Annotated in this window: 26 protein-coding genes and 1 tRNA gene; 7 read left to right on the top strand and 20 right to left on the bottom strand. The window is 59.5% G+C overall.

The window, feature by feature from the left end:
• Window positions 1–64: 64 nt before the first annotated feature.
• The 10 genes from DHN55_RS05675 to DHN55_RS05630 all read right to left on the bottom strand — a co-directional run bounded on the left by DHN55_RS05675 (window position 65) and on the right by DHN55_RS05630 (window position 12,351).
• A complete protein-coding gene (locus DHN55_RS05675) occupies window positions 65–589 on the bottom strand; it encodes a redoxin domain-containing protein (protein ID WP_108880371.1) in 525 nt (174 codons plus the stop codon).
• A gap of 91 nt (window positions 590–680) precedes the next feature.
• On the bottom strand, window positions 681–3,194 hold the full coding sequence (locus DHN55_RS05670) for an FAD-dependent oxidoreductase (RefSeq protein WP_108880370.1): 2,514 nt from the start codon (window positions 3,192–3,194) through the stop codon (window positions 681–683).
• A 116-nt stretch (window positions 3,195–3,310) separates the two neighbouring features.
• The gene (locus DHN55_RS05665) at window positions 3,311–3,919 is read right to left on the bottom strand and encodes an HAD-IA family hydrolase (protein ID WP_108880369.1); all 609 of its coding nucleotides are present in this window, start codon (window positions 3,917–3,919) and stop codon (window positions 3,311–3,313) included.
• Window positions 3,919–5,181, bottom strand: coding sequence for a molybdenum cofactor synthesis domain-containing protein (locus DHN55_RS05660; protein WP_108880368.1), 1,263 nt, complete (start codon window positions 5,179–5,181; stop codon window positions 3,919–3,921). The genes DHN55_RS05665 and DHN55_RS05660 overlap by 1 nt, the downstream gene beginning before the upstream one ends.
• 4 nt (window positions 5,182–5,185) lie before the next feature.
• Window positions 5,186–5,698 (bottom strand): molybdopterin-guanine dinucleotide biosynthesis protein B, encoded by a 513-nt coding sequence (gene mobB, locus DHN55_RS05655; RefSeq protein WP_108880367.1) that lies wholly within the window; start codon window positions 5,696–5,698, stop codon window positions 5,186–5,188.
• Window positions 5,695–6,348, bottom strand: coding sequence for a molybdenum cofactor guanylyltransferase MobA (gene mobA, locus DHN55_RS05650; protein WP_108880366.1), 654 nt, complete (start codon window positions 6,346–6,348; stop codon window positions 5,695–5,697). The genes mobB and mobA overlap by 4 nt, the downstream gene beginning before the upstream one ends.
• Window positions 6,305–7,195 carry a formate dehydrogenase accessory sulfurtransferase FdhD gene (locus DHN55_RS05645; protein WP_108880365.1) on the bottom strand — a complete coding sequence of 297 codons (891 nt, stop codon included), beginning with the start codon at window positions 7,193–7,195 and terminating at the stop codon, window positions 6,305–6,307. The genes mobA and DHN55_RS05645 overlap by 44 nt, the downstream gene beginning before the upstream one ends.
• Window positions 7,192–7,773 (bottom strand): MOSC domain-containing protein, encoded by a 582-nt coding sequence (locus DHN55_RS05640; protein WP_337659960.1) that lies wholly within the window; start codon window positions 7,771–7,773, stop codon window positions 7,192–7,194. Before DHN55_RS05640 ends, DHN55_RS05645 begins: the two co-directional genes overlap by 4 nt.
• Before the next feature lie 76 nt (window positions 7,774–7,849).
• Window positions 7,850–10,639 (bottom strand): formate dehydrogenase subunit alpha, encoded by a 2,790-nt coding sequence (fdhF, locus tag DHN55_RS05635; RefSeq protein WP_108880363.1) that lies wholly within the window; start codon window positions 10,637–10,639, stop codon window positions 7,850–7,852.
• The gene (locus DHN55_RS05630) at window positions 10,639–12,351 is read right to left on the bottom strand and encodes an NAD(P)H-dependent oxidoreductase subunit E (protein ID WP_108881729.1); all 1,713 of its coding nucleotides are present in this window, start codon (window positions 12,349–12,351) and stop codon (window positions 10,639–10,641) included. Before DHN55_RS05630 ends, fdhF begins: the two co-directional genes overlap by 1 nt.
• Before the next feature lie 185 nt (window positions 12,352–12,536).
• Here DHN55_RS05630 and DHN55_RS05625 point away from each other — a divergent pair, with 185 nt between their 5' ends.
• Window positions 12,537–12,776 carry a sulfurtransferase TusA family protein gene (locus DHN55_RS05625; protein ID WP_108880362.1) on the top strand — a complete coding sequence of 80 codons (240 nt, stop codon included), beginning with the start codon at window positions 12,537–12,539 and terminating at the stop codon, window positions 12,774–12,776.
• 50 nt (window positions 12,777–12,826) lie between these two features.
• Here the strand turns inward: DHN55_RS05625 and DHN55_RS05620 are convergent, their stop codons facing one another.
• The 4 genes from DHN55_RS05620 to DHN55_RS05605 all read right to left on the bottom strand — a co-directional run bounded on the left by DHN55_RS05620 (window position 12,827) and on the right by DHN55_RS05605 (window position 15,978).
• On the bottom strand, window positions 12,827–13,171 hold the full coding sequence (locus tag DHN55_RS05620; RefSeq protein WP_108880361.1) for a Spx/MgsR family RNA polymerase-binding regulatory protein: 345 nt from the start codon (window positions 13,169–13,171) through the stop codon (window positions 12,827–12,829).
• On the bottom strand, window positions 13,171–14,349 hold the full coding sequence (locus tag DHN55_RS05615) for a GTP-binding protein (RefSeq protein ID WP_108880360.1): 1,179 nt from the start codon (window positions 14,347–14,349) through the stop codon (window positions 13,171–13,173). Before DHN55_RS05615 ends, DHN55_RS05620 begins: the two co-directional genes overlap by 1 nt.
• A gap of 108 nt (window positions 14,350–14,457) precedes the next feature.
• Window positions 14,458–15,720 (bottom strand): D-alanyl-D-alanine carboxypeptidase family protein, encoded by a 1,263-nt coding sequence (locus DHN55_RS05610; RefSeq protein WP_337659959.1) that lies wholly within the window; start codon window positions 15,718–15,720, stop codon window positions 14,458–14,460.
• A 171-nt stretch (window positions 15,721–15,891) separates the two neighbouring features.
• Window positions 15,892–15,978: transfer RNA gene (locus DHN55_RS05605), tRNA-Leu, on the bottom strand.
• A 167-nt stretch (window positions 15,979–16,145) separates the two neighbouring features.
• On the opposite strand from DHN55_RS05605, the gene DHN55_RS05600 reads away from it, so the two are divergent.
• Window positions 16,146–16,700: a YqaA family protein gene (locus DHN55_RS05600; protein ID WP_337659958.1), complete on the top strand. Its 555-nt coding sequence runs from the start codon at window positions 16,146–16,148 to the stop codon at window positions 16,698–16,700.
• Between the two features lie 19 nt (window positions 16,701–16,719).
• Window positions 16,720–17,229: a disulfide bond formation protein B gene (locus tag DHN55_RS05595; protein ID WP_337659957.1), complete on the top strand. Its 510-nt coding sequence runs from the start codon at window positions 16,720–16,722 to the stop codon at window positions 17,227–17,229.
• Here DHN55_RS05595 and DHN55_RS05590 read toward each other — a convergent pair.
• Window positions 17,202–17,759, bottom strand: a complete 558-nt coding sequence (locus tag DHN55_RS05590; protein WP_108881728.1) for an HNH endonuclease — start codon at window positions 17,757–17,759, stop codon at window positions 17,202–17,204. The genes DHN55_RS05595 and DHN55_RS05590 overlap by 28 nt on opposite strands.
• Before the next feature lie 132 nt (window positions 17,760–17,891).
• Window positions 17,892–18,542, bottom strand: a complete 651-nt coding sequence (locus DHN55_RS05585) for a DNA-3-methyladenine glycosylase (RefSeq protein WP_108880356.1) — start codon at window positions 18,540–18,542, stop codon at window positions 17,892–17,894.
• Between the two features lie 73 nt (window positions 18,543–18,615).
• On the opposite strand from DHN55_RS05585, the gene gluQRS reads away from it, so the two are divergent.
• Complete coding sequence (gene gluQRS, locus DHN55_RS05580) at window positions 18,616–19,464, top strand: tRNA glutamyl-Q(34) synthetase GluQRS (protein WP_108881727.1); 849 nt, start codon at window positions 18,616–18,618, stop codon at window positions 19,462–19,464.
• Between the two features lie 16 nt (window positions 19,465–19,480).
• Here the strand turns inward: gluQRS and DHN55_RS05575 are convergent, their stop codons facing one another.
• Complete coding sequence (locus DHN55_RS05575) at window positions 19,481–20,413, bottom strand: AEC family transporter (RefSeq protein ID WP_337660243.1); 933 nt, start codon at window positions 20,411–20,413, stop codon at window positions 19,481–19,483.
• Window positions 20,414–20,488: 75 nt separating this feature from the next.
• Between DHN55_RS05575 and DHN55_RS05570 the strand changes: the two genes are divergently transcribed.
• Both DHN55_RS05570 and DHN55_RS05565 read left to right on the top strand, forming a co-directional pair.
• Window positions 20,489–21,148: a class I SAM-dependent DNA methyltransferase gene (locus tag DHN55_RS05570; protein ID WP_337659956.1), complete on the top strand. Its 660-nt coding sequence runs from the start codon at window positions 20,489–20,491 to the stop codon at window positions 21,146–21,148.
• Window positions 21,135–21,764, top strand: a complete 630-nt coding sequence (locus DHN55_RS05565; protein WP_337659955.1) for a class I SAM-dependent DNA methyltransferase — start codon at window positions 21,135–21,137, stop codon at window positions 21,762–21,764. Before DHN55_RS05570 ends, DHN55_RS05565 begins: the two co-directional genes overlap by 14 nt.
• A 15-nt stretch (window positions 21,765–21,779) precedes the next feature.
• Here DHN55_RS05565 and DHN55_RS05560 read toward each other — a convergent pair whose 3' ends face one another.
• The 3 genes from DHN55_RS05560 to DHN55_RS05550 all read right to left on the bottom strand — a co-directional run bounded on the left by DHN55_RS05560 (window position 21,780) and on the right by DHN55_RS05550 (window position 24,792).
• Window positions 21,780–22,235 carry a GNAT family N-acetyltransferase gene (locus DHN55_RS05560; protein WP_108880352.1) on the bottom strand — a complete coding sequence of 152 codons (456 nt, stop codon included), beginning with the start codon at window positions 22,233–22,235 and terminating at the stop codon, window positions 21,780–21,782.
• A gap of 33 nt (window positions 22,236–22,268) precedes the next feature.
• Window positions 22,269–24,260, bottom strand: a complete 1,992-nt coding sequence (locus DHN55_RS05555; protein ID WP_337659954.1) for a protein meaA — start codon at window positions 24,258–24,260, stop codon at window positions 22,269–22,271.
• 193 nt (window positions 24,261–24,453) lie between these two features.
• Entirely contained in the window at window positions 24,454–24,792 is a 339-nt protein-coding gene (locus tag DHN55_RS05550) for a hypothetical protein (protein WP_108880351.1), read from the bottom strand.
• A gap of 166 nt (window positions 24,793–24,958) precedes the next feature.
• Here DHN55_RS05550 and ccrA point away from each other — a divergent pair, with 166 nt between their 5' ends.
• A complete protein-coding gene (gene ccrA / locus DHN55_RS05545) occupies window positions 24,959–26,260 on the top strand; it encodes a crotonyl-CoA carboxylase/reductase (RefSeq protein ID WP_108880350.1) in 1,302 nt (433 codons plus the stop codon).
• The last annotated feature ends 2 nt before the right edge of the window (window positions 26,261–26,262 follow it).

Genomic DNA, 26,262 nt, shown 5'->3' with positions numbered 1-26,262 from the left:
CAAATTAAAGGGCGCGCAAGGTTTCACACCTTGCGCGCCCTTCCTGTTTTCAGATGATGCGTCTTCAGGCCGCCAGCGTGCCGCGCACCGGATAATCGTTGTCGATCACGTATTTCAGAACACCGGCAAGTTCCGCCGCCTTGGCCCGGCCGAACGGAGCGGTCTGGACCGACCAGTGATACAGGGTGCCGTCCGGGCGCACGATGGCCATGCCGGGTTCGGAAAACACATCCGGCTCGCCTTCCCTGATCGACGATGACAGGAACAGGCCCCAGGTCCGGGCCTGGTCCCTGGTCAACCCGTAACCGAGCTTCAGTCCGGATACGTCCCAGTCGCGCGCTGTCTGTTCCGCCAGTTCCTGTGTGTTCATACTGAGGGCAACGACATCAATGCCGAGACCTGAAAATTCATGCAGCCTGGCGCGAAAGTCCGTCAGCTGTCCCTTGCAGATCGGGCAATGCAGGCCACGGTAGAAAATGACAATGGTGAAGTTTTCCGGCTTGTCCGCGTTCAGCGTGAACTCACCGCCGCCGACCAGCGGCACTGTAAGGGCTGGTACGGGCTGTCCGGGAACGAGTGTCGAGTGCATGAGTTTGTCTCCAGCAAAAAGGGCAATGTCCGTTTAACTGGACACTGCCCTCAAAAGGATCAACACACAACCGTGTGAGACGCCTGTGAGCTTAAGCCCTCAGGCACTCGTTGTCGGCATCAAACGGGCTTTCTGCAATGACCGTCGCCTGGAACATCTCACCGAGGATTTTCACCTGCAGCTTGCTGCCCTCGGCGGAATTCGCCGGCTTGACCATGGCCAGCGCCAGCGACTTGCCGACCCGCCAGCCATAGGAACCCGTGGTCACCCGCCCGACCAGCGTGCCCGATGCATCATAGACCGCTTCCGACCCGCGCGCGTCGCAGTCCTTGATGTCGTGCACATCCAGCGTGACATAGGTCCATTCGTCACCGGCAGCATGGCGTTTGACAAGCTCGTCACGGCCAATGAAATCTCCCTTGTTAGGGTGCACGAACCGATCAAGACCGGATTCATAGGCCGAATACTCAACCGACAGTTCGCGGCCGACGAGACGGTAGGATTTTTCCACCGCCATTGCGCCCATGGCCCGGATCCCGAACGGCTTGATGCCGAACTCCTCACCGGCTTCCATGACCAGGTCAAAGATCAGGTTCTGCATCTCGATCGGGTGATGTAGTTCCCAGCCAAGCTCGCCGACGAAGTTCACCCGCAAGGCATGCGCCTGGGCAATCCCGACATTGATGAACTTGCCGGTCAGCCACTTGAAACTGTCATTGGACAGGTCGGTGTCGGTCAGCTTCTGCAGCACGTCACGTGATTTCGGACCGGCCAGGACCAGCACGCCCATCTGTGTCGTAATCTTTTGCAGCTCGACACCTGTGTCAGGTTTCAGCTTGGTCAGGTAATCCCAGTCATGGCGTTCATAAGCGCCGGGACCAACCAGGTAGAAATCGTTTTCGCCGCGCTTGTAGACAGTGAACTCAGACCGCACGCCGCCCAGCTTGGTGAGCAGGTGGCACAGGCCGACACGGCCGATTGTCTTCGGAATCCGGTTCGCCAGTATCGAATCCAGCCATTCCGCCGCGTTCGGTCCGGTCACCTCGTACTTGGCGAATGCCGACATGTCCAGCAGGCCGCAATTCTCGGTGACATTCTTCACCTCGTTGCCGACATGCTCAAAGTAGTTGGACCGGCGGAACGACCATAGTTCCTTGACCTTTTCACCGGGTTTGACCGGCGCATGATTATCTTTGGCAATCACATCAGGGCGCACGATTTCATCGGGTTCAAAACCATAATCGGCACTTGGCGCAAACCAGTTCGGGCGCTCCCAGCCATAAACGGAACCGAACACCGCACCGAGCGCCTTCATCCGGTCGTAGCACGGCGACGTCTTGAGCGGGCGCGCATCCCAGCGCTCTTCATCGGGGAAGTGCGGCGTGAAGACATTGCGGTAGGCTTCTTCGTTCTTGCGCTTGAGATAACCACGCGATGCGTAAGGCCCGAAGCGGCGCGGGTCCACGCCGAGCATGTCGATCGAGCTTTCACCTTCGACAATCCATTCAGCCAGTTGCCATCCGGCACCGCCTGCTGCGGTGACGCCGAACGAATGGCCTTCATTGAGCCACAGGTTCTTCTTGCCCCATGCCGGACCGATGATCGGCGAGCCGTCCGGCGTATAGCAGATCGCGCCGTTATAGACTTTCTTGATGCCGACCTCGCCGAAGGCGGGCACGCGATGGAACGTGCTTTCAATGTGCGGTGCGATCCGGTCCAGGTCTTCCTGGAAGAGCTCGTATTCAGCGTCCTCATCGGGACCGTCCACATAACAGACCGGCGCGCCGGCTTCATACGGACCGAGGATCAGGCCGCCTGCCTCTTCGCGCATGTACCAGGCGGAGTCCGCATCACGCAGCACACCCATTTCAGGCAGGCCGTCTGCATGACGCTGTTTGATCTCCGGATGGGCTTCGGTGACGATGTACTGATGCTCGACCGGGATAACGGGAATGTCGAGACCCAGCATGTCTCCGGTCTGGCGGACGAAATTGCCGGTTGCCGTTACCAGGTGCTCGCAGGTGATGTCGCCCTTGTCGGTTTTCACCAGCCATTCGTCATTGGCCTTCTGCTCGATGGCGATCACACGGGTGTTGCGATAAATCTCTGCACCCTTGTCGCGCGCGCCCTTGGCCATGGCCTGGGTCAGGTCGGCCGGTTGCACATAGCCGTCGGTCGGGTGCTGAATTGCACCCAGCAGGCCTTCGGTATTGCATAACGGCCAGATTTCCTTGACCTGTTCCGGCGTCAGCAGGTTGACGTGAATGCCGATGGTTTCAGCAACACCGGCATAGTACATGAACTCGTCCCAGCGATCCTCGGTCTGGGCCAGCCGGATGTTCGACACCTGACGCAGGCCGACATGCTGGCCGGTTTCTTCCTCGAGCTTGGAATACAGGTCAAGCGAGTATTGATGCACCTTGCCGACCGAGTAGGACATGTTGAACAGCGGCAGCAACCCGGCAGCATGCCACGTCGAGCCGGACGTCAATTCGTTGCGCTCAACCAGCACAACATCCGACCAGCCCTTTTTGGTCAGCGCATAAAGCGTGCCGACACCGACAACACCGCCACCAATAACAACAACACGTGCATGCGACTTCATAATCCAACCCTCCGGGTCCAGAGCGACACTTTATGACCCGAACCATAGTGAAAACAACTCAACACGTGTGAAGTCAAACGACCGGGCAGCGCAGAATTACGACACATGGACGTGTCTCAGACAATCACGTCATGCGAGCGCAGATCGTGTCTCAAACGGTCAGGATTGCTGAATTGCACCGAATGCCAGCCGGCATTTTGCGCTGCCTCGACATTTGCGGCCACATCATCGATGAACAGGGTCGCCTCGGGCACAAGGCCGAAAGCCGTAACGTGATGCCGGAAAATGTCCGCTTCCGGCTTCAGCATGCCGACCCGGCCGGACACCGTAATACCCCGGAACAGCTTGAGGAAATCGAAGCGCTGCACGGCCTCATCAAAGGTTTCGCCATTGAAATTGGTCAGGGCGGTTACATCCAGACCGGTGCCGGACAACTGTTCAAGTATCCCGACACTGTCTGCGATGGCATTCGGCACCATGTCATGCCAGCGCTCACGAAACGACCGGATCAGAGCTTCCCTGTCCGGATATCGTGCAATCAACTCTGCTTCGCCCGGTGCCCAGGCGTGAACCCGGTCCTGCGCGGTTATCCAGGCGCGCGAACAGACATCGCGCAGGAATGCATGCCGTTCCACCTGATCCGGTATCTGATCCAGGTAGGCCAGTTCGGGATCAAAATTCAAAAGCACATTGCCGATATCAAAGACGACGTGCCGGATTGCCATCAACTGATGCCGAATTCGCTGAACGGTATAAACCCGAGCAGGTCGCCGTGGTTTACCGATGAGGTTTCTTCAGGCACCTCGATGAGCCCGGTTGCCTGCCGCAACCCCGATATCAGTCCGGAGCCGTCACGCTGGAACTTCTGCAACACTGGACCCTCGTCCGTATTGTCCACCCAGCCGCGCCAGAATTCGCGGCGGTCGGTTTTCTTCTTTGCAATGGAAAACCCGGCCGGCAGCGGATAGCGCTGCGGCATGTGCCATGCGGCTCCCTGCAGACGCGCCAGCATCGGCTGCGCATACAGAAGGAAGGTCACGAAGGCCGCCACCGGATTGCCCGGCAGGCCGAAGAAAACAGTGTCTGCGATCTGCCCCATTGCCAGCGGCCTGCCGGGTTTCACCGCAAGCTGCCAGGCGTGAAGTGCACCCATTGACTGGATTGTCTCGACAATGAAATCCGCTTCGCCGCGGCTTGCGCCGCCGGTTGTGAGGATGACGTCGCACTCATGGGCCGCCGATCGCACGACCCGTTCGACCCTGACCCGGTCATCGGGTATCACGCCATAGTCCACCGGTTCGGCCCCGACCGTGCTCAGCAGCCCGCGCAACAAATGATGGTTGCTGTCATATACCTGACCGTCGCCCAGAAGGATGCCGGGCCGGACAATCTCGTCCCCGGTTGAAATCAGGCCCACCTTGAGACGGTTGAACACCCTGACACTGCCGGCGCCGCCCGATGCAATCGCTGCAACGTCCTGTGGCCGCAATCGCTCGCCGCACGGCAGCATGACCTCGCCCTGGCTGACATCTTCACCGGCAAGGCGCGTATTGGCGCCGGGCTTCAGGCCTTTGGGCACAACCAGCTTGGTCCCGTCAACACTGGCATCCTCCTGCATCATGCAGGTATCGGCACCTTTCGGCATGACGGCACCAGTGAAAATACGGGCTGCCTCGCCCTTCCTCAGCGCCCGTTGCGGCGTGTGGCCTGCCGCAACACGGATGACGACCTTGAACTGCGTATCGCCGTCCGGCTTGAGAGCCTTGCCGGCAAAGGCATAACCGTCCACGGCCGCATTGTTGAAAGCGGGGATGTCGCGAGGGGCGGCATATTGTTCGGCCAGCACGCGGCCATGCGCCTGGGAAAGCGGGATCGTCTCTACACCGGCGACCCGCGACATGCGTTCCAGGATGAGTGCCACCGCATCGTCATGGCGCATCCGGTCCTTGTCATGCAGAAAACAGTCATCGAGCAATTTGCGGGACATGGCCTCAAGGTACCTCGACCAGACCGGTACGCCCACAGATAAAATCAGCCAGTGCAAAAATATTGTCCCGGTCATAGACCGGAACCGGGCAACCGGTAACCTCGCCATTGGCGGCAACGGCTACGATGGTTTCATCCTCATCGCTCAGGTTCGGGTTGGTGTTTTCGAGGTTGCGTACCTCGATCTTGTCGTGGCCATCCCGCTTGTAGCCTTCGACAATCACCAGGTCGCACGGATCCAGCTTGGCCAGCATCTCATCAAGCGGCGGTTCCGCATCATCGCGCAATTCGGAAATTACCGCCCAGCGATGCCGGGACACCACTGCCACCTGCGCAGCACCCGCCGCGCGGTGGCGAAAGCTGTCCCGCCCTTCATGGTCGATATCAAAGGAATGGTGCGCGTGCTTGATTGTCGAGACCCGGTAGCCGCGGCCGGTGAGCTCGGTCACCAGCCGTTCCACCAGCGTCGTCTTGCCTGAGTTCTTGAACCCGGCCACCCCGATGACCCGCTGTGTCATGCCGCCAGTCCTTTGGCAATGCGTTCGGCTTCCGACACGTCGTCGGGCCGGTTCACATTGAAAAACGGATCAAATCCGCTGGCCGTAAATTCGACCGCGACCAGCTTGTGCCGTGCCGTCCACAGATCAACCTTGCGGATATCTTCGTCGACCAGCGCTGATTGCAGGTCATCTTTCAGGCGCACCGGCCACAAGCCGAAAACCGGATGATTGCGCCCGTGCGAGGCGGCACACGCCATATCGGCGCCCTGATCCTCAATCGCGGCCAGCAGGCGGGTAACAAAATCGGCCGGGAAGAACGGCGTATCTGTTGCAGCCGTCGCCACCCAGTCGGCATCGGGTGCGTGTTCCTGAGCCCATGACAATCCGGCCAGCACGCCTGCAAGCGGTCCTGCAAAGCCCTCAACCGTATCGGGCATGACCGGCAGGCCATAATCGGCAAACCGGGCAGGGTCACCGTTTGCATTGAGTATGACATTGCCGACCTGGGCGCCGAACCGGTCAATGACGTGATCCAGCACCGGTCGCCCGGCAAGTTCGATCAGGCCCTTGTCGCCGCCGCCCATGCGCCGGGCAAGGCCGCCGGCGAGTATGCACCCGACTACCTTATTCACCGCTGGCCCCTTTGCGGCGATGCTTGCGATCTTCATCCTCGATCTGCGAGACATCGGCATCAAACTCGATACGCTCCGCACCCGACAGCGCCAGGAAGCGCTTGCCGCGGGCCCGGCCGATGACGGTCATGCCCACCTGGCGGGCAAGGTCAACACCCCACGCGGTAAACCCCGAACGCGACACCAGGATCGGAATGCGCATGGCGGCGCACTTGAGGATCATTTCCGATGTCAGCCTGCCGGTGGTGTAGAACAGCTTGTCGTCCGGAGACACCTTGTGCAGGAACATCCATCCGGCAATCTTGTCGACGGCATTGTGCCGGCCTACGTCTTCCAGATAGACCAGCGGCGTGTCGCCCTTGCACAGTACGCAACCGTGAATAGCACCGGCCTTGAGGTAAAGTGACGGCGCGGTATTGATCTTTTTCGTCAGCGCATAAAGCCATGACGTCTTGATCCGGGCATCCGGAGACAACTTAATGGTTTCAAAGTTTTCCATCATGTCCCCGAACACCGTGCCCTGCGCACAGCCCGAGGTCCGGGTCTTCTTCTTCATCTTTTCTTCGAAGTTGGTTTCGCGCACGGTGCGCACCACAATCACTTCAAGCTCGTCATCATAGTCGATGCCGGTAATCTCGTCGTCGTGCTGTAGCATGCCCTGGTTGAGCAGGTACCCCACCGCCAGCCAGTCCGGGTGATCGCCAATGGTCATTGACGTCACGATTTCCTGGGCATTGAGGTAAATGGTCAGCGGGCGCTCGTGCACCACGTGGGTATCGGTTTGCGCACCGGTCTGGTCGATACCGGTGACCGCGCGCGAAAGACGCTCATCGTCCGGATCAGGCACGATGGCAAATTCCGATATGTCGCGCGGCGTATTCATGCGTGTTTGTAGATCCTTTGCGGAGGCATGTGCAGAACGATTTCGTCACCCACCGAAATGCCGCCTTCGCGCTCCACCCATGCCACCAGTCCGCGCTTGTTGCGCGCCAGTTTCGGAAACGCCATGCCCTGGTCGGGATGATGTTTTTCGATAACGTCACCAACATAACGGCACGGCGCATTTTCACCGTCGACCACCAGTGTTGCGCCTGACGCAAACATCATGCGGGTTGATGGCGGCAGGAAGGTAAGGTCGGGAATGCCCGAGGTGACCAGGTTCGCGCCGACCCATTCCGGTTTCAGGTCCGGGATTCCGAGCAGGCCGGCCACTTCGCGCAACTGCTCGACCGACAGAATCGACACCTGGCGCGTGTTTGCCACCGGCGTGCCGCGCTTGTATTGCGCCAGCATGCGGCTGTCCGACTCGTATCCGCGACCGGCATGGCAATCGCCGACAATGCCGTCAAACACCATGTCCATCCGGTTTACATGGGCTTTTTCCAGCCCTGTTTCACGGTCAGGACTGGACAACAGTGCAGTGACCCTGCCGGTCAGTTTCGATTTCTCAAGTACTGCCATGATACGCCCTTTTCGATTGCGGGCCTGTGTATAGCACCTTCGCGCGTCAGCGAAACCATTAAGCAGAGCATACCAGCTACTCGGCTGCCACGCTCTGCGGGCTCCCGGCAGGCTCAACCCTGGCAGCGCAGAACTTGAACTCTGGAATTTTGCCATAAGGGTCAAGTGAAGCATTGGTCAGCAGGTTCGCGGCAGCTTCAACAAAGGCAAACGGGATGAAGATGGCGCCAACCGGCACCTGATCGTCCTGCCGCACCATGATCTCCACTTCACCACGGCGCGTTGTGACACGCACCTTGTCGCCTGCCTGAATGCCGAGCTTGGTAATGTCCGCCACATTCATCTGGACCACCGGCTCCGGGTTCACCGCATCCAGCACGAAGGACCGCCGGGTCATGGCGCCGGTGTGCCAGTGTTCAAGCTGGCGGCCGGTTGACAGAATGTAGGGATAGTCCGCATCGGGCGTTTCATCCGGCGGCAACACCTTGGCCGGCACCATCTTGCCGAGGCCGGTCGCCGTCGGGAACCGGTCGGAAAACACGATGTCCTCGCCGGGATGATCGGGCGCAGGACATGGATAGGCAACCACGTCTTCACTGATCAGCCGGTTCCAGGTGATATTGTCCAGCGACGGCATGGCCAGTTTCATCTCGGCAAACACATCGGCCGGGCTGTCATAGGTCCAGTCAAGGTCGAGCCGGTTGGCGAGATCGCAGGTAATGGCCCAGTCCTCGCGCGCCTCACCCGGCGCCTCGAGCGCCTTGCGGCCCATCTGAACCTGGCGGTTGGTGTTCGACACTGTGCCGTTCTTTTCCGGCCACGCCGATGCCGGCAGGATGACATCTGCAAACATCGCCGTTTCGGTCAGGAAGATGTCCTGCACCACCAGGTGGTCCAGCTTGGCAAGTGCAGCGCGGGCATGGTTCACATCCGGGTCCGACATGGCCGGGTTTTCACCCAGAATGTACATGCCGTTGATCGCGCCGTCGTGGATGGCATGCACAATCTCGACGACTGTCAGGCCGGGTTCCGGGTCCAGTTTCGCATCCCAGAGTTTTTCGAACTTGGTCAGGTTTTCCTCTTCGACGACTTTCGAATAGTCCGGGAACACCATCGGGATCAGGCCCGCATCGGATGCGCCCTGCACATTGTTCTGGCCGCGCAGCGGGTGCAGGCCGGTACCGGCACGCCCGGTCTGGCCGCACATCAGAGCCAGTGAAATCAGGCACCGGGCATTGTCGGTGCCGTGGGTATGCTGCGATACGCCCATACCCCAGAAAATGATCGCCGCATTGGCCTTGGCGTACTTGCGCGCCACGGTACGGATTTCGTCTGCCGCAATGCCGCAGATGTCCTGCATGGCTTCCGGGCTGTAGTCCGCCAGATGGTCTTTCAGCTTGTCGAAGCCTTCGGCATGGGCCTGGATATACTGTTCGTCATACAGGCCTTCTTCCACGATCACGTTCATCATGGCGTTGAGCAGCGACACGTCGGCGCCGTTCTTGAACTGCAGCATGTGGCTGGCATAGCGCTTCATCGCCGTGCCGCGCGGATCAAGGATGATCAGTTCCGCACCACGCTGGGCCGCCTGCTTGAAGAACGTTGCGGCAACCGGATGGTTCTCGGTCGGATTGGCCCCGATAACTACGATGACGTCGGAATCACGAACCGCGGTGAACGGCGCGGTCACCGCACCGGACCCGATTGTTTCCATCAGCGCCGCTACGGAAGAGGCGTGGCAAAGCCTTGTGCAGTGATCGACATTGTTCGACCCGAAACCGACCCGCACCAGCTTCTGGAACAGGTAGGCTTCCTCATTGGAGCATTTGGCCGAGCCGAAGCCCGCCAGCGCTTTTGGACCATTGGCGTCGCGGATGTCCTTCAGGCCGTTGGCGGCCACATCAAGCGCTTCTTCCCAGCTCGCTTCGCGGAAGTGCGTCATGGGATTGGCCGGGTCCATGTTCAGGCCCTTGGGCAGGCCCGGCTTGCGAATAAGCGGCTTGGTCAGGCGTTCAGGCGAGGTGATGTAGTCGAAGCCGAAGCGGCCCTTCACGCACAGCCGGTTTTCATTGGCCGGCCCGCCCTTGCCCTCGACAAAGGCAATATGATCCTGGCCGGTCTTCTCATCCTTGCGGATGTTGTAGGTGATCTGGCACCCGACACCGCAATACGGGCAGATGCTGTCAACCTGGCGATCCGCCTTGCGGCTGCCGCGCCCTTTTTCATCAACGATGGTAGAAGGCATCAGCGCGCCCGTCGGGCACGCCTGAACACATTCGCCGCACGCCACACAGGTCGACGCGCCCATGGGATCGTCAAAATCGAAAACCACCTTTTCATGTGGGCCCCGGAACGCCATGCCGATCACGTCGTTGACCTGTACTTCACGGCACGCCCGGACACACAGGTTACAGTGAATGCAGGCATCCAGGTTGACCGCCATGGCCGGGTGCGACACATCCGGTACCGGTGATGTGTCACGCGGGAAGCGCGATACATCCACCTCCATCGCGTCGGCCCATTTCAGGAATGACGACTGGTCATCATGGGCATCAGCGCGTTCAGGCTGGTCTGCCATCAGCAGCTCGATCACCATTTTGCGGGCATTGGCCGAGCGCTCGTTCTGCGAGTTGACAACCATGCCTTCAGAAGGTGTCCGCACACACGACGCCGCCAGGACGCGTTCGCCTTCGACTTCGACCATGCAGGCGCGGCAGTTGCCGTCCGCGCGGTACCCCGGCGCGTCCTTCCAGCACAGGTGCGGAATGGTGGTGCCTTCACGCTTGGCGACTTGCCAGATGGTTTCGCCGTCCTGGGCCTCGACTTCGCGTCCGTCGAGGGTGAACTTGATTGTGCTACCGGACATCAGGAAACGTCCTCCTTGAAGTGCGTCATGACAGTACGAATCGGGTTTGGCGCAGCCTGGCCGAGGCCGCAAATGGATGCATCGGCCATGGCGGTCGTCAGTTCTCCCAGCAGGGCTTCGTCCCACGGGCCTTTCTGCATCAGCTTGACGGCTTTCTCGCATCCGACCCGGCACGGCGTGCACTGGCCGCAGGATTCATCTTCGAAAAACTTCAGCAGGTTGACCGCCGCATCGCGCATGGAGTCCTTGTCGGACATCACCACGATTGCGTGCGAGCCCACGAAACAGCCAAGCTCGGCAAGCTCTCCGCCGAAGTCCAGCGGCACATCGCCTTTCGAGGCCGGCAGGATACCGCCGGACGCACCGCCGGGCAGGTATCCCTTGAACGTGTGGCCGTCGGCCATGCCGCCGCACATGTCGATCAGTTCGTTGACCGATGCGCCTGCCGGAGCCAGCACCACGCCGGGGTTCTTCAGGCGCCCGGACACGGAGTATGACCGTGGTCCCTTGTGGCCGTCCTTGCCCTGTGAAGCGAACCAGTCCGGCCCCTTTTCCAAGATCGGCGGCATCCAGTACACCGTCTCGATATTGTGCACCAGCGTCGGACACCCGAACACACCGACCTGCGCCACGTAAGGCGGCCGGTGTCGCGGCAGGCCGCGCTTGCCTTCGATGGATTCGATCATCGCGCTTTCTTCACCGCAGATATAGGCACCCGCACCGCGGCGCACATGCACATAGCCTTCCGGCACGATACCGTCAGCCTCCAGCTTGCCGATCTCGTCTTTCAGCAACTGCACCACTGCCGGGTATTCGTCGCGCATGTAGATATAGGCCGCAGATGCATCTACGCCCCAGGCTGCGATCAGCATGCCTTCAAGAAACTGGTGCGGACGGGTGTGCAGGTAATAACGATCCTTGAACGTACCCGGCTCGCCTTCATCACCGTTGATGCACAGATAGCGCGGGCCGGCACCGGCACGGACGAATTTCCACTTCTGGCCGGACGGGAAGCCTGCACCACCGAGTCCCTTGAGACCGGCTTCAAGCAGTGTGTCGATAACCTGCTCCGGTGTCTTCGAGCCGCTTCGCAATGCGGTCAACTGCTCGTAGCCGCCTTCAGCCTTGTAATCGTCCAATGACTGGTAAGCCGGCATCTCAGGGCTGGTTTCCTTGTTCCTGGCCATGATGGTCAGCCTTTCAACGCTGACATTGCCGACATAATTGTGGCCCACGGCGGCTGCCGGCGCCACGTCGCACAATCCCATGCACGGTCCGTGCACTACCCGCACATTGTCCGGCGCGTTGTCGCCCAGCGCCTTGATGATGTCCTGGGCACCGGCCATTTCGCACGACAGTGAATCGCACACCCGGATGGTAATCTCCGCCGGTGCGGTCTCTCCTTCTTTCACCACATCGAAATGATGATAGAAAGTCGCGACCTCGTAGACTTCCGCCATCGGCAGCCGCATGACGCTCGCCAGTGCGGCCAGGTGGCCGGCGGAAAGATGCCCCCATTTGTCCTGTACCAGATGCAGGTACTCGATCAGCATGTCGCGCTGCAGCGGCTGATGCGCCTCGAGCAGGTCTGCAACCTCCTGATTGGCAACCGGATCGAGTTGGCGACCCTTCGGAAACGCCCTGCCCTTGCCCTTGCCGCCCCGCCCGGGGCGGATCGGTTTGAAACCGTCACTGCCTGCGTGCTTGTTCATGTTCGCCATACCTTTTGCGAATTGTTGCTGGACCAGCGCTTCGAGGCCCTTTACACCGCCATCATGCCGAATTTGAGCGCCGCATTCACCGGCACATCAAACCTTGGCATTGACCGGAGAGCGCAACTACACTGGTCAAATCTGCCAGTCAGAAATAAATGTTATACCTGAAGGTGTCCAGTTTAATGCAGGATTTCGACTATGAAATTGATGTAAAGGGGTTGCAATGCCCGCTTCCGGTATTGAAGGCCAGGAAGCGGTTGATGTCTCTCAACTATGGAGAATCATTGAAAATTCTTGCGACAGATCCGGCTGCAGCCATTGATTTCCCGCACTATTGCGCCGAGAGCGGCAACGAGCTGGTGAGCCACTATGAAGAAGCCGGGGTCCTTGTTTTTATCATCAGGAAAACTCATGCCAAGTGAGCTTTCTGCATTACTCGGCGTTCATGTGCGCCATCTGAAATAACTGTTCTTTAGCGCGCCAGCGCTGTTTGCACGTCAGCCGTAAACCCGACCAGCACATCACTGCCAACAACAAAAACCGGCCGCTTGATCAGCGCCGGATGCGCCGTCATCAACCTTACCGCGCTGGTCTCGTCGACACTCTCCTTGTCCGCTTCCGGCAAACCGCGCCACGTCGTACCGCGCCGGTTGAGCAGCGTTTCCCAACCCGCCTTGCCGGCCCAGCCGGCAATCACCTTTTCATCAAGGTCTGCTTTGCGAATGTCATGAAATTCGTGCTCGATTGCCTCAGCCGCCAGCCACTTGCGCGCCTTGCGGCATGTGTCGCAGTTGTTCAACCCGTATACGTCAATCATCAGCCACCTCTGCGCAAAGACAATGTATCATCGGAAAACGCTTCCGCGCCGCCGGTGATCGGATCCGTGAACGCCTTCAGAAGTCCATCCAGTTCATCACGGCGGATATCTCGGGTGATGAACACCAGCCGGGTCCGGTGATCTTCGTCAGGCCACCGTTCCAGCCGCTCCGGCGGATGCAGCACATGCTGCACACCGTGCACAACCACCGGACGGTCCTCATCGTCTGCAAGCTTGACGATACCCTTCATGCGTAAAAGGTTCGGCCCGTGATAGCTCTGCAGCAGTTCCAGAAACAGCTCGAACTGCATCGTCCCGATGGCCTTGTCGGTAGCGATGGAAAAGGAGCTTATGTGCTCATCATGCCGGTTCACATCGTGTGAGTGGGCATGGTCGTGCGAATGATCATGACCGCCACCATGGGAGTGGTCATCACCTGTTTCCGCCGCGCCGCGCCGCGACCGGCGCCGGCCTGCCCGCTCAGGCGCTTCGAATGCTTCAGCACCCAGCCATCGCCGTATCTGGTCGGGCCTGGCCTCACCGTCTGCCGCTGACGCCTCAAAAAGCCGCTGCGCGGTTGCCTCGCCATTGTGTGTCGTCAGGATACGGGCCGCCGGCGCCAGTTTACGCAGCCGCGCAATGATCTCATGCAGGGCGTCTTCGCCGTCTGCCCCCGACAACAGGTCCGCCTTCGACAGGACCAGCTTGTCGGCAACCGCGACCTGCCGGACCGCCTCGTCGTGCTGATCCAGTGTCGAAGGCCCGTTCACCGCATCGACCAGGGTCACCACCCCTTCCAGCCGGTAGCGCTGCAGAAGCTCCGGGTGCGACATCAGCGTTTGCAGGACCGGTGCCGGGTCCGCAAGCCCGGTGGTCTCTATGATAACTCGGTCAAACGCCTTGATAGTGCCGCCATCACGCCGCGCCATCAGGTCAAGCAGCGTATCGACAAGATCGCCGCGAATGGTGCAGCACAGACAGCCTGACGCCATCTCGAACACATTGCTGTCGGCGGTCTCCACCAGCAGGTGATCAAGCCCGATCTCACCGAACTCGTTGATGATGACGGCTGCGTTCGACAGGGCCGGATCCTTGAGCAGCCGGTTCAGCAGGGTGGTTTTCCCGGCGCCCAGAAAACCTGTGAGAACCGAAACCGGAATGGATGGAAGTGTTGCCATTTTTGTGAACTCGTTTGAGGCGATGTCTGCGTTACATCGGCAGACACTATCGCGTTCGAGATGCCGGTAGCAATGCCGCCGCACTTTCGGCCGTACGTTCGGCAGGCATTATTTGTCGGAGGCCGGCTTGCGGCGCTTGCGGCGCTTCTTCTTTGCGGTCTTGCGTGCAGATTTGCCGCCCTTGGCCTTTTCACGTCCGGACAGGCTGGCAAAGGATGCAAACACCGATGGTGTTACCACTTCGCACTTGCCGCCGGCTCCCTTGACCTGCTGGCACAATGACTGGCTGGTGCTTTTCGAGATATTATACGTGACCGGCACGAAATCCTTGGTGAACGGTATCCGCACCACGCCGCTTCCGGCTTTGCTGAAGGCGTTTACCTTGACCGCCTGGATGCCGTTGATGACGGCTTCGGCTTCAGCCGCGCTCTTGAATTTGCCGAAGGTCGCGCCCCAGCCGGAAAACTTGTCGGCACTTACCATGCGCAGGCCGGTGCCGCCGCAAACCCTCTTGCGCAGGTTCGGCGGCGTACCGCCCTCATTCTGCAGTGCCGTTATCGAAGTTGTCGCCGGATAGCCTGCCGCGGTCTCCATGACAACCTTGGCCTTGTGCGCCCGCGCCCGGCCGCTGCGGGTGCCGAACACCACGCCGACCACCAGCCGGCCGTTTACCTTGGCAGTGGCGACCAGGTTGAAACCGGACGGGCAGATGAAGCCGGTCTTCATGCCGTCGGCCTTGTCCCATATGCGCAGCAGGTAGTTGCGGTTGCGGAGCCTTTTCTTGCCGAGCTTCAGGTGCGGCGCGGAATAGTATTTGCGCGCCTGCGGGTATTTGTTCAGCAGCGCATAGGACAGGATCGCCATGTCGCGGGCGGTCGTGTACTGCTCCTTGTGGTACAGGCCGTGCGGATTGACGAAGTGCGAACCGGTCATGCCGAGGTCGCGGGCCGTGGCGTTCATCAGCCGGGCGAAGTCTGCCTGCGTGCCGGAAACGATTTCAGCCAGAAGGGACGCCATGTCATTGGCCGAGTAGATCAGCAGCGCCTTCAGCGCCAGATCAACCGACACCTTCTTGCCCGGCCTGAACCCGATCTTGCTGGGCGGAGGCGCCGAAGACGTCTTGGTGACGGTACCCTTGGTCTTGGCTGTGATCTTGCCCTGTTCGATGGCCTGAAAAACGATATAGGCCGTCATCAGCTTTGTCAGGGAAGCGGGGAACCACGGTTTGCCGGCATCCTTGGCAACCATGACCTTGCCGGTCTTGCCGTCATAGACCACAACCGGATTTGCGTTAACCGCCGTCAGGCTGGCCAGGAGGATCAATCCGGATGCCAGCAAAACCCGGATCATGGTCGTGAATGAAGTTGCCAAAACATGTTCCTGTAAACTCACCGCGCCCCCGGGGTCAGTTATGCCTAACACCTCGACGGCAGGTGGATCAATGGGACAATTCACTGCTCATCCAATTGTTACACAGCTCAGGCAGCGCGCCAGGAAAAATCAGCACGCAACCGCGACAGTCAATCATTTCATCGAAAACTTTGGTGCCCCCAGCCGGACTCGAACCGGCACGCCCTCACGGACAACAGATTTTGAGTCTATCGCGTCTACCAGTTCCGCCACAGGGGCCTCAAATCGAGCCGGATAATAGGCAACAGCAGTCACCCGTCAATATCAAACATCGCCACAACCGAAATGAGTCATCCCCACGGCAGTCAATTCACAAGTTCGATGGACAAATCGCAGCTCCCGGCGTATTGCCTTCGCCCATGTTAAGACGACTCTATGACTGGTTGATGAGACTTGCCGGCCACCGCCATGCGCAATGGTACCTGTCGGTTGTGTCTTTCGTTGAAAGTTCAGTATTCCCGGTACCCCCGGATGCAATGCTGATCCCGATGACACTGGCAAAGCCTGCAAATGCATGGCGCTATGCCACCATCTGCACCATCGCCTCGGTACTTGGCGGGCTGATGGGGTATTACATCGGCTATGCGCTGTTTGACACACTCGGACAGTGGATCCTGAGCGTCTATAACCTTGACGACAAGTTTTTTGACTTCCAGCAGAAGTTCAACGAGTGGGGTTTGCCGATCGTGTTCTTTGCGGGCCTGACACCGTTTCCCTACAAGGTCATCACCTTGATGAGCGGTGTTACTGAAATGGCATTGCCGGTATTTATTGCAGCGTCCGTGGTTTCGCGCGGCCTTCGGTTTTATCTGGTTTGCGGCCTGCTGTACTGGCTGGGAGAGCCGATGCGCGAGTTCATCGAGAAGTATCTCGGCTGGCTGACGCTGGCTGCCGGCACTGCCCTTGTGGGCGGTTTCGTTGCCGTCAAGTTCCTGCTGTGAAGCAATCGAGGAGGCCCCAGTGATCAAGACCAATTCTGTTCGGGAACTCGCGCTTAACGCATTCCTGATCGCGCTGGCAACCATTACCGCCGCGTGGGCGTTCGAAATCATTGGCGGTTACAAGCCTTGCGCCCTGTGTCTGCAGCAGCGCTGGGCCTACTACTTCTCGCTACCGGTCCTGGGCCTGATCTGGATTCGCATGACAACGCAGCAGGCGGACCTCGACGTCGTGCGCTGGGGTCTGATTGCCGTTACCATTGCCATGGCGATCAATGCCGGCATGGGGTTTTATCATTCCGGTGTCGAATGGGGCTGGTTTGAAGGCCCTGCCGCATGTTCATCCGGTGCCGGTCTGTCCGGTGGCCTGCCGGATCTCAGCAAGGCGACCGTCATTAACTGTTCCGACGTGCAGTGGCGCATGCTTGGCTTGTCGTTCGCCGGCTGGAACATGGTCATTTCCGCTCTGATCGCCGGCGTCGCAGCGCTCGGCGTCAAGCGGACCTACGGATCAAGTTCGGTATCCCAGTAGAGATAATCCTGCCAGCTTTCGTGCAGGTAGTTGGGCGGGAAATGCCGGCCATTGGCATGCAGCTGATGCACCGTCGGCTTGATCGGATGCATCGCGGGATGCATGCCGCAGTCCCGGGCCATCTTGTTGGCCTTGCGCAGATTGCACGGGCTGCAGGCAGCCACGACATTGTCCCAGGTTGTCTGCCCGCCCTTTGACCGCGGGATCAGGTGATCAAACGTCAGGTCTTCGCCCTCGCCGCAATACTGGCACATGAACTTGTCGCGCAGGAACACGTTGAAGCGGGTGAACGCCGGGTAGCGCGCCGGCTTCACATAGGTCTTGAGAGACACCACCGACGGAAGCCGCACTTCAAAACTGGGCGAGCGCACAACCGTATCGTATTCTGAAACGATGTGGACGCGTTCCAGAAACACCGCCTTGACCACATCCTGCCAGCCCCACAGCGACAGCGGATAATAACTCAGCGGCCGGTAGTCTGCATTCAGCACAAGAGCCGGGCAACTGTCCGGCGCAACATTCGGGTGCAGCACGTCCTGTCCTTCCAGGTTGGTTACAACAGATGCGAGCAACGATTCGTATCTACTATATCTTGTGCGACGGGCGTGTGAAGGGTGCAAATTTGCGACTTACCCGCCCGTCAGCCGTGACATGCCAGGGTATCAGATCCCCACCTCGCGCTGGCGGTTGCTCGCATAAAGACCCCATAGATAACACGCCGCAACCGCGCGCCAGGGCCGCCAGCGTTCCGCATGAACCGGCATGTCGGCGATGGATGGTACATCACCAAGTTGTTCAAAAAGCTGCACCCCGACCCGCACCGCAAGATCGCCGGCCGGCCAGGCATCACAACGGCCAAGGCAGGTCACCAGGTAGATGTCGGCAGTCCATTGGCCGACACCACGCAGCTTCTTGAGTTCCGCCGCAGCGCCGTCGTCGTCGAGCCCCGCAAGCAGTTCGAAGCTGAAAGCGCCTTCATTTTCAGCTCTTGCCGCATTGATGATGGCCGTCGCCTTGGCGCGGGTCAGGCCATGGCTGGCCAGGTCGGATACCTGCATTTCGCTGATGCGCGCCACGTCGAAGGGCGACAGTGCGGTTTCAACCCTTGCCCAGATCGAATTGGCGGCCTTTGTGGAGATCAGCTGCCCGACCACGATGTGGGCAAGACCGGCCAGTCCGCCTTCACGCCTGCGCAGCCTCGGCAATCCGTTCTGCTCGTGCAGCACTCGAAACCGGGGATCAAGCTCGAACAGGGCTTCCGCTCCGGCGGCAAGGTCATCTATCGTATTGATGGTAAAGGCGGGTTGTCTCATGAAGGCCAGTATAGATCCTTGCTGATGTCTGGCCAGACGGTTGGCGTGAAAATCGAGTTATGAAAGTTGAATGATGGCAGGATCGTTTTTTCGCTTTGCCCCCAGTCCCAATGGCAGGTTGCATCTGGGCCATGCCTATTCAGCCCTGTTTACAGCGCAGCAGGCCAAGGATCACGGCGCTCAATTCCTGGTGCGCATCGAAGACATCGACCGGGCACGATGCAAGCCCGAATTTGCCGAGCAGGCCCTGGCCGACCTGGAATGGCTCGGCCTGGACTGGCCGCAACCGGTGCGCCACCAGTCCCGGCACATGCACGACTACACCGTGATCATCGATCGGCTGGAAAGGCTGGGGCTGCTGTATCCGTGTTTCTGCACCAGGGCAAAACTATCAAAGGCGCCGGGCCCGAAAGATCCCGACGGCACCACTGTATACCCCGGCTACTGCCGGTTGATGACGAAAATGGAGCGCAACCGGCGCATGACGGCCGGTGAGCCCTATGCACTGCGCCTCGATATGGCAAAGGCCATTGTCGCTGCCGGGCCTGACCTCAGTTTTTACGAATCCGGCTGCGGCCCGGACGGCGAAACCGGCATCGTCACCTGCACCCCGCAAGCCTGGGGAGACGTTGTGCTGGCCCGCAAGGACATCGCAACGAGCTACCACATCGCCGTCGTTCACGATGATGCCATCCAGCAGATCACCCACATTACCCGCGGCATCGACCTGTTTCACGCCACCGCCATTCACCGGGTCCTGCAGTCCATACTGGAGCTTCCGGCACCAGCCTATATTCACCACAGGCTGATCCCCGATGATACCGGGCGCAAGCTGTCCAAGAGCGCGCGCGACCGGTCCCTCGCAGCCCTGCGGGAAGACGGCGTCACCCCAGAAATGATCCGCGAGCAGTTTGGATTTTAGAGCGCGTCGGACGCACTCAAATGTGCGGCACCAGCGCCAGCACGACACTCAAGGTGACAATCGACAGGGCAGTACCTGCCGCCACGCTGGCTGACAGGGCTGCTTCTGCGGCGCCGTGGCGTTCTGCAAAGATGTAGGCGTTGGCACCTGTCGGCAGGGCTGCGAACAGTACCACGATACCCGCTTGCACCACGGTCAGGTCAAACACACCGAACGCCAATATCGCTGCCACTGCCGGCATGACGGCGAGCTTGAGCAGCATCAGGACACCTGCCGCGAGCCCGCTGCCCGTCAGGCCAAAGCGCGCCAGCGACAGTCCGAGCGCAAACAGCGCCGCCGGCACAGCGGCCTGGGCCAGCATGGACACGACTTTTTCCGCCATCGGGTTGAGGCCGAAACCGGCAAGGTTCCACACGCTTCCCGCCAGCAGCGCCAGCACGATCGGATTGGTGAACAGGTCTTTCAGCAAGGTGCGCAGCAAAATCGGAAGCCCCTGTTTTTCAGCCTGTGAACCCCATTGCGCCAGCAAGGTGGCGGCAAACCATTGCACCGGCAGGTGAATGGATATGATCAACGCCATGGGCAACAGCGCATCCGCGCCGAAATAAGCAACACCCAGCGGCAGGCCCAGCATCACCGTATTGCCGAAACCTGCGCCAAGCGCCGCTGATGCGCCCCCGGCACCTTCCAGCCCCGTCACGAACCGCGATGCGAAGATTGCCAACAACCACACGATAGCCACGGCGGTGAAGAACGCCCCCCACAAGCCCCATGGCGGGCTCGCCGGTATGCCCAGCGTGACCATGGCCTTGAACAGCATGGCAGGAATCGCGAATGTAAATACAAACGTCGACAACCCGCGCGCGGAACCTTCAACAAAGAAACCGAACCGCCCGGCGCCAAATCCCAGCACGATCAGTACAAACACCGGCACCACAGTTGTAATCACACTTTGCAAGCGAACCCCTGCCCCTCGGTTGAGGATGGATATTGTCTCCGCATGCCGATTGGATACACTGAGTGCATGGCAAGCTCCAGCAGAATACCGCCGAATGTCGACAGCAAGTCCGCCGAGTTGCTCGAGCGGGCCTACAAGCTGTCAACTGATGCAGATACCCACGACCTTTATCGCGACTGGGCGGAAACCTACGACAAGACCATGCTGGACGGGTTGGGGTATCTGTCTCCTCGCCTGGTGAGCCGGCTGCTGGCCGATCATGTGTCGAACAAGACCATACCGGTGCTGGATGTGGGCGCCGGAACCGGCCTCGCCGGACTGGAACTGGCGAGCCTCGGTTTCACCGCCATCGATGCCATCGACTATTCAGCAGACATGCTGGCAGTGGCAGCACAACGCGGCATATATGGCAGCTTGCTTGAGGGTGATCTTACCAAACCACTCGACATCACTGACGCCACCTATGGCGCGGCTGTGTGTACCGGCACTTTCACTCACGGCCATGTCGGCCCTTCATGCCTTGCAGAACTGTTTCGCACTATCCGGCCGGGCGGGCTGTTTGCGTTTTCGATCAACACCGGTGTCTGGGTCGATGCCGGTTTCGAGCGCGAACTGGATCGCCTTGAGACATCCCGCGCTGTCCGCCTGGTCACACGTCAGGCCGGTGTCAATTACGAAACATCGTCTGGCGAAGACTCATGGCTCAACCTGTATGAACGGCGATAGCGAAAAAGCCCGCCGCAATCTGCGGCGCGCCCGGGCAATCACCGGCAGTGACGATGCACGTTCGGTTTATGCCGAATGGGCGATCAGCTATGATCGTGATGTGTTCTCCACGCTCAAGGTCACCGGCACCGACACGATTGCTGATCTGCTGTGTGAACATACCGCAGACATTCCAGGCGCCCGGGTTCTCGATGCCGGCTGCGGCACCGGTGCGGTTGCGGCCCGGTTGAAGATTCACGGCTTTGACCAGATTGACGGCGTGGACCTGTCTCCGGACATGCTTAAGATCGCAAGATCCAAAGCGCTTTACCGAACTTTGATCGAGGCTGACCTGAACAGGTCGTTCGACCTGCCGCACAGCCCGTACACCGCCATTGTCAGCGCCGGCACCTTCACCACCGGGCATGTCGGTGCCGCGGGATTTCAAAACCTGTTCGCTCACCTGGCAGCAAACGGCCTGATGGCCTGTGTCATTGCAAACCCGGTCTGGGCGCGCGACCAGTTCGATGCATTGATTGATACTCTGCCGGCTGAGGTGCTGAGCAACCAGGTCAAGGCCACGATCCCCGACGGTGAGCCGGACGCCCACATGCTGGTACTGCGCAGGAGCCGGTAGATGATCGCGATCCGGTTACAGCTTCAGCTTGTAGCCGATATGGCTGGCGACAAATCCCAGACGGTCGTAAAACCGATGCGCATCTTCGCGGGTCTTGTCGGTCGTCAGTTGCACCAGGCTGCAGCCGCGTGACCGGCTTTCCTGGATGGCAAACTCGAACATGCGTTGCCCCAGTCCACTGCCGCGATGCGATGCCGCGACACGCACCGCCTCGATCTGGCAGCGCCAGGCTCCCTTGCGGCTGACACCGGCTATGAAGGTGAGCTGCATGGTCGCGGCAATGACTTCGCCTTCCTGGGCCACCACAAGAAACTGGTTCGGGTCTCCGTCCAGCGCCTCAAACGCGGAAACGTAAGCTTCGTCCAGCGGCATCCGGGCATCCTCGCGGCCATTACCGAGACCATCGTCAGCCAGCAGCGCCACGATAGCCGGAAGGTCCTCTTTGCATGCCTGTCGCAGGACCACTTCCATCACTCACTCCTCAGGATCAGGGATCATCTCGGCCTATGCTGCAGCATCATCAAGACGGCCATCGATCTCTTTCACGATCTCACCCATCATGCCGGTCATGCGGAAATCCTTCGGCGTGTAGACCTTGGCAACGCCCATCTGTTTCAACACATTGGCGTCTTCTTCCGGAATAATACCGCCCACAACCACCGGCACCTTGTCCATGCCCGCAGAGCGCATCCGGTTCATCACGTCGCGCACCAGCGGCACATGGCTGCCGGACAGGATGGACAGGCCAACCACATGTACCTGCTGTTCGATGGCCGCCGACACGATCTCTTCCGGGGTCAGGCGAATGCCTTCATAGATGACCTCCATGCCCACTTCACCGGCCCGCACCGCAATCTGTTCCGCTCCGTTGGAGTGCCCGTCCAGACCGGGCTTGCCGACCAGGAACTTGACCGGGACACCCAGCCGCTCTGACAGGGCTGCAACCTGTTCGCGCACGGTTTCAGAATTCTCCGGTGCCGCCAGGGTGACAACCGTGCCGACACCGGTGGGTGCCCGGTACTCGCCGAACACATCGCGCAGGGTCTGCCCCCATTCGCCGGTTGTCACGCCGGTTTTCGCGCAGGCAATAGAGGGATTCATAATGTTGCTGCCGTTGCGCGCAGCTTCTTTCAGATCGGAAAGGGCGGTCTCAACAGCCGCAGCGTCACGCTCCTTGCGCCATTTTTTAAGGCGGTCGATCTGTTCCTGTTCAACGTGCTCCGGCACCGTCAGGATACTGTCGCCATCGCCGCCGGACAAAGGGGACGGCTCGCTGCTCTCATAGGCGTTGACCCCTACAACGGTTTCGCGGCCCTCCTCGATCGCCTTGATGCGTGCAGAGTTGGACTTGACCAGTTCGGCCTTCATGTAGCCGCTGTCAACGGCCGCCACCGCGCCGCCCATCTTCTCGATAACCGCCAGTTCTTGCAGGGCCGCCGACTTCAGGGCGTCAACCTTGGCACCGATAACTTCCGAACCGTCAAAGATGTCACCGTTTTCAAGCAGGTCGGTTTCGAACGCCATGATCTGCTGCATGCGCAGCGACCATTGCTGGTCCCATGCCCGCGGCAGTCCGAGCGCCTCGTTCCATGCCGGCAATTGCACGGCCCGGGCACGCGCGTTCTTTGACAGCACCACTGCCAGCATCTCGATCAGGATGCGATAGACGTTGTTTTCCGGCTGCTGTTCCGTCAGCCCGAGCGAATTGACCTGAACGCCATAGCGGAACCGGCGCAGTTTTTCGTCCTCGACGCCGTAGCGGGTTCGGCAGATGTCGTCCCACAATTCGGTAAATGCCCGCATTTTCGACAGTTCGGTGATGAATTTGATGCCGGCGTTCACGAAAAAGCTGATGCGGCCCACGATCATCGGAAAATCGTCATGCGGCACCTGTCCGGACGCTTTCACGCCATCCAGAACGGCAATGGCGGTTGCCAGCGCAAAGGCCAGCTCCTGCGCCGGCGTGGCGCCTGCTTCCTGCAGGTGGTAGGAACACACATTCATCGGATTCCACTTGGGGCATTCAATGCGCGACCAGGTGATTGTATCCGTTATCAATCGCATGGACGGCTGCGGCGGAAACACATAAGTGCCGCGCGACAGATATTCCTTGATGATATCGTTCTGCGTGGTGCCTGTGAGACTGGCACGCGATGCACCCTGCTCTTCAGCAACCGCAACGTAAAGCGCCAGCAGCCAGGCGGCCGTTGCATTGATCGTCATCGACGTGTTCATCCGCTCCAGCGGGATGTCCTGGAACAGCGTCCGCATGTCGCCAATGTGCGAAACCGGCACACCGACCTTGCCAACCTCGCCCCGCGCCAGCAGGTGATCGCTGTCATAACCGGTCTGGGTCGGCAGATCGAAAGCCACCGACAAGCCGGTCTGGCCCTTGTCGAGGTTGCGACGGTAAAGTTCATTGCTGGCTTTGGCTGTGGAATGCCCGGCATAGGTGCGGAAAATCCACGGGCGATCACGCTTTGTCTGGTCACTCATCGAACTGCTGATCCGGTTGCTCGTTATCTCATGGGCTTGCATTGAAAAACGCAACGCTCGCAGCACTGCACTTAATCAGGCAATTGCCGATAATCGAAGCATGAAGTTTATTGCAGCGCAACCAGACTTTGAGATTAGTAGGGACAGACGCCTGCCGTCACCAGCAATATTCGCGCAAAATCGGGAACAATGCCTAGCCGGTGGAATTACGGTAGTAAAACAGCAGCATCAGCGCGGCCACGGCCATGCCGATATTGGCCGCCACGGCAATCATCACCATGGAGTCAATACCCGGAATATGATAACTGCGCGCAAAGACATTGGCGACATAGGCACCGGCAAAGAGTCCGGCAAAGTTCATTATCGTATTGAAAAGAGAACTGAATTTTAGATATGAATTGATGATGGTAGTCCCTACCAGGCACATTGCGCACACGATCAGCAACGGTGTCGTGCCAAGATCGCCACTTGTGAACGGCAAGTACGAATTCCAGTGAATGTAAACGCCAAAGAGGCTCAGAAAGTCATTCATGCTCGCTGCCTGATTTCGTCAATTCAGATATGGAACAGAGATAATAGGCCATCGAGGTTGCCAACTGGTAAACGGATTATGGAAAACTTTAATTAGACAAATTCTTTGTTGCAATGCAGCATTATCTACCCGATGCTATGCCGGAAATTTATGCAGGAGATCAATTATGGCTGTATCAGCAATACGCGAAACGGCAGAACCGGCCGCAAATTCCGGAGCTGCGCGCAAGGACCTCTATGAGATCGGAGAGATTCCGCCGCTCGGTCATGTTCCCAAGGAAATGTACGCCTGGACCATTCGGCAGGAACGCCACGGTGAACCTGATACCGCCATGCAGGTCGAAGTGGTGCCCACATGGGAAATTGATTCCGACGAAGTGCTGGTGCTGGTGATGGCCGCAGGTGTTAATTACAACGGTGTGTGGGCTTCGCTTGGCATACCGCTGTCACCAATCGACGGCCACAAGAACCCTTACCACATTGCCGGATCCGATGCGTCGGGCATCGTCTGGGCCGTTGGCCGCAAAGTGACCCGCTGGAAAGTTGGCGACGAGGTGGTCATTCACTGCAACCAGGACGCCGGCGATGATGAAGAGTGTAATGGCGGCGATCCCATGTTCTCTACTTCGCAGCGCATCTGGGGATATGAAACACCTGATGGCTCGTTTGCACAGTTCTGCCGGGCCCAGGCCCGCCAGCTCATGCCGCGGCCGCAGCATCTTACATGGGAAGAAGGTGCCTGCTACACGCTTACCCTGGCCACTGCCTACCGCATGTTGTTCGGCCACCGCCCGCATACCCTCAAACCAGGTCAGAACGTGCTGGTGTGGGGTGCATCCGGCGGCCTCGGATCGATGGCCGTGCAGTTGATCGCCACCTCCGGCGCCAATGCCATTGGCGTCATCTCCGAAGACGACAAAACCGATTTCGTCCTGGGTCTCGGTGCGAAAGGCGTCATCAACCGAAAGAAGTTCGACTGCTGGGGCCAGCTGCCGACCGTCGGCACACCCGAATACAATGCATGGGCCAAGTCGGCGCGCGAATTCGGCAAGGCGATCTGGGACATCACCGGCAAGGGCAACAATGTCGACATGGTGTTTGAGCACCCCGGTGAGGCAACCTTCCCGGTCTCGACACTGGTCTGCAAGCGCGGCGGCATGGTCGTATTCTGCGCCGGCACGACCGGCTATAATATTACCATGGACGCACGCTATGTCTGGATGCATCAAAAGCGCATTCAGGGATCGCATTTTGCCCACCTCATGCAGGCGAGCCAGGCCAACCGGCTGGTCATTAACCGCCGGATCGATCCGTGCATGTCAGAAGTCTATGACTGGAACGACATCCCCAAGGGCCACATGCGCATGCGCGAGAACAAGCATTTGCCCGGAAACATGGCAGTGCTGGTCAATGCGCCGACCACCGGCCTGCGCACCTTTGAAGACGTTCTCGAAGCGTGCGGCAGCTAGGT

The sequence above is a fragment of the Anderseniella sp. Alg231-50 genome (assembly GCF_900149695.1).
GTDB lineage: Bacteria > Pseudomonadota > Alphaproteobacteria > Rhizobiales > Aestuariivirgaceae > Anderseniella.
The sequence above is the reverse complement of the archived record's forward strand: the minus strand, read 5'-3'. Positions and strand labels throughout refer to the sequence as shown.

Bases quoted from the DNA above. Each gene is read 5' to 3' on its own strand.
- DHN55_RS05675 (WP_108880371.1), bottom strand. From the start codon at position 589: ATGCACTCGACACTCGTTCCCGGACAGCCCGTACCAGCCCTTACAGTG.
- DHN55_RS05670 (WP_108880370.1), bottom strand. From the start codon at position 3,194: ATGAAGTCGCATGCACGTGTTGTTGTTATTGGTGGCGGTGTTGTCGGT.
- DHN55_RS05665 (WP_108880369.1), bottom strand. From the start codon at position 3,919: ATGGCAATCCGGCACGTCGTCTTTGATATCGGCAATGTGCTTTTGAAT.
- DHN55_RS05660 (WP_108880368.1), bottom strand. From the start codon at position 5,181: ATGTCCCGCAAATTGCTCGATGACTGTTTTCTGCATGACAAGGACCGG.
- mobB (WP_108880367.1), bottom strand. From the start codon at position 5,698: ATGACACAGCGGGTCATCGGGGTGGCCGGGTTCAAGAACTCAGGCAAG.
- mobA (WP_108880366.1), bottom strand. From the start codon at position 6,348: ATGAAGATCGCAAGCATCGCCGCAAAGGGGCCAGCGGTGAATAAGGTA.
- DHN55_RS05645 (WP_108880365.1), bottom strand. From the start codon at position 7,195: ATGAATACGCCGCGCGACATATCGGAATTTGCCATCGTGCCTGATCCG.
- DHN55_RS05640 (WP_337659960.1), bottom strand. From the start codon at position 7,773: ATGGCAGTACTTGAGAAATCGAAACTGACCGGCAGGGTCACTGCACTG.
- fdhF (WP_108880363.1), bottom strand. From the start codon at position 10,639: ATGTCCGGTAGCACAATCAAGTTCACCCTCGACGGACGCGAAGTCGAG.
- DHN55_RS05630 (WP_108881729.1), bottom strand. From the start codon at position 12,351: ATGAACAAGCACGCAGGCAGTGACGGTTTCAAACCGATCCGCCCCGGG.
- DHN55_RS05625 (WP_108880362.1), top strand. From the start codon at position 12,537: ATGCAGGATTTCGACTATGAAATTGATGTAAAGGGGTTGCAATGCCCG.
- DHN55_RS05620 (WP_108880361.1), bottom strand. From the start codon at position 13,171: ATGATTGACGTATACGGGTTGAACAACTGCGACACATGCCGCAAGGCG.
- DHN55_RS05615 (WP_108880360.1), bottom strand. From the start codon at position 14,349: ATGGCAACACTTCCATCCATTCCGGTTTCGGTTCTCACAGGTTTTCTG.
- DHN55_RS05600 (WP_337659958.1), top strand. From the start codon at position 16,146: ATGAGACTTGCCGGCCACCGCCATGCGCAATGGTACCTGTCGGTTGTG.
- DHN55_RS05585 (WP_108880356.1), bottom strand. From the start codon at position 18,542: ATGAGACAACCCGCCTTTACCATCAATACGATAGATGACCTTGCCGCC.
- gluQRS (WP_108881727.1), top strand. From the start codon at position 18,616: ATGGCAGGATCGTTTTTTCGCTTTGCCCCCAGTCCCAATGGCAGGTTG.
- DHN55_RS05570 (WP_337659956.1), top strand. From the start codon at position 20,489: ATGGCAAGCTCCAGCAGAATACCGCCGAATGTCGACAGCAAGTCCGCC.
- DHN55_RS05565 (WP_337659955.1), top strand. From the start codon at position 21,135: ATGAACGGCGATAGCGAAAAAGCCCGCCGCAATCTGCGGCGCGCCCGG.
- DHN55_RS05560 (WP_108880352.1), bottom strand. From the start codon at position 22,235: ATGGAAGTGGTCCTGCGACAGGCATGCAAAGAGGACCTTCCGGCTATC.
- DHN55_RS05555 (WP_337659954.1), bottom strand. From the start codon at position 24,260: ATGAGTGACCAGACAAAGCGTGATCGCCCGTGGATTTTCCGCACCTAT.
- DHN55_RS05550 (WP_108880351.1), bottom strand. From the start codon at position 24,792: ATGAATGACTTTCTGAGCCTCTTTGGCGTTTACATTCACTGGAATTCG.
- ccrA (WP_108880350.1), top strand. From the start codon at position 24,959: ATGGCTGTATCAGCAATACGCGAAACGGCAGAACCGGCCGCAAATTCC.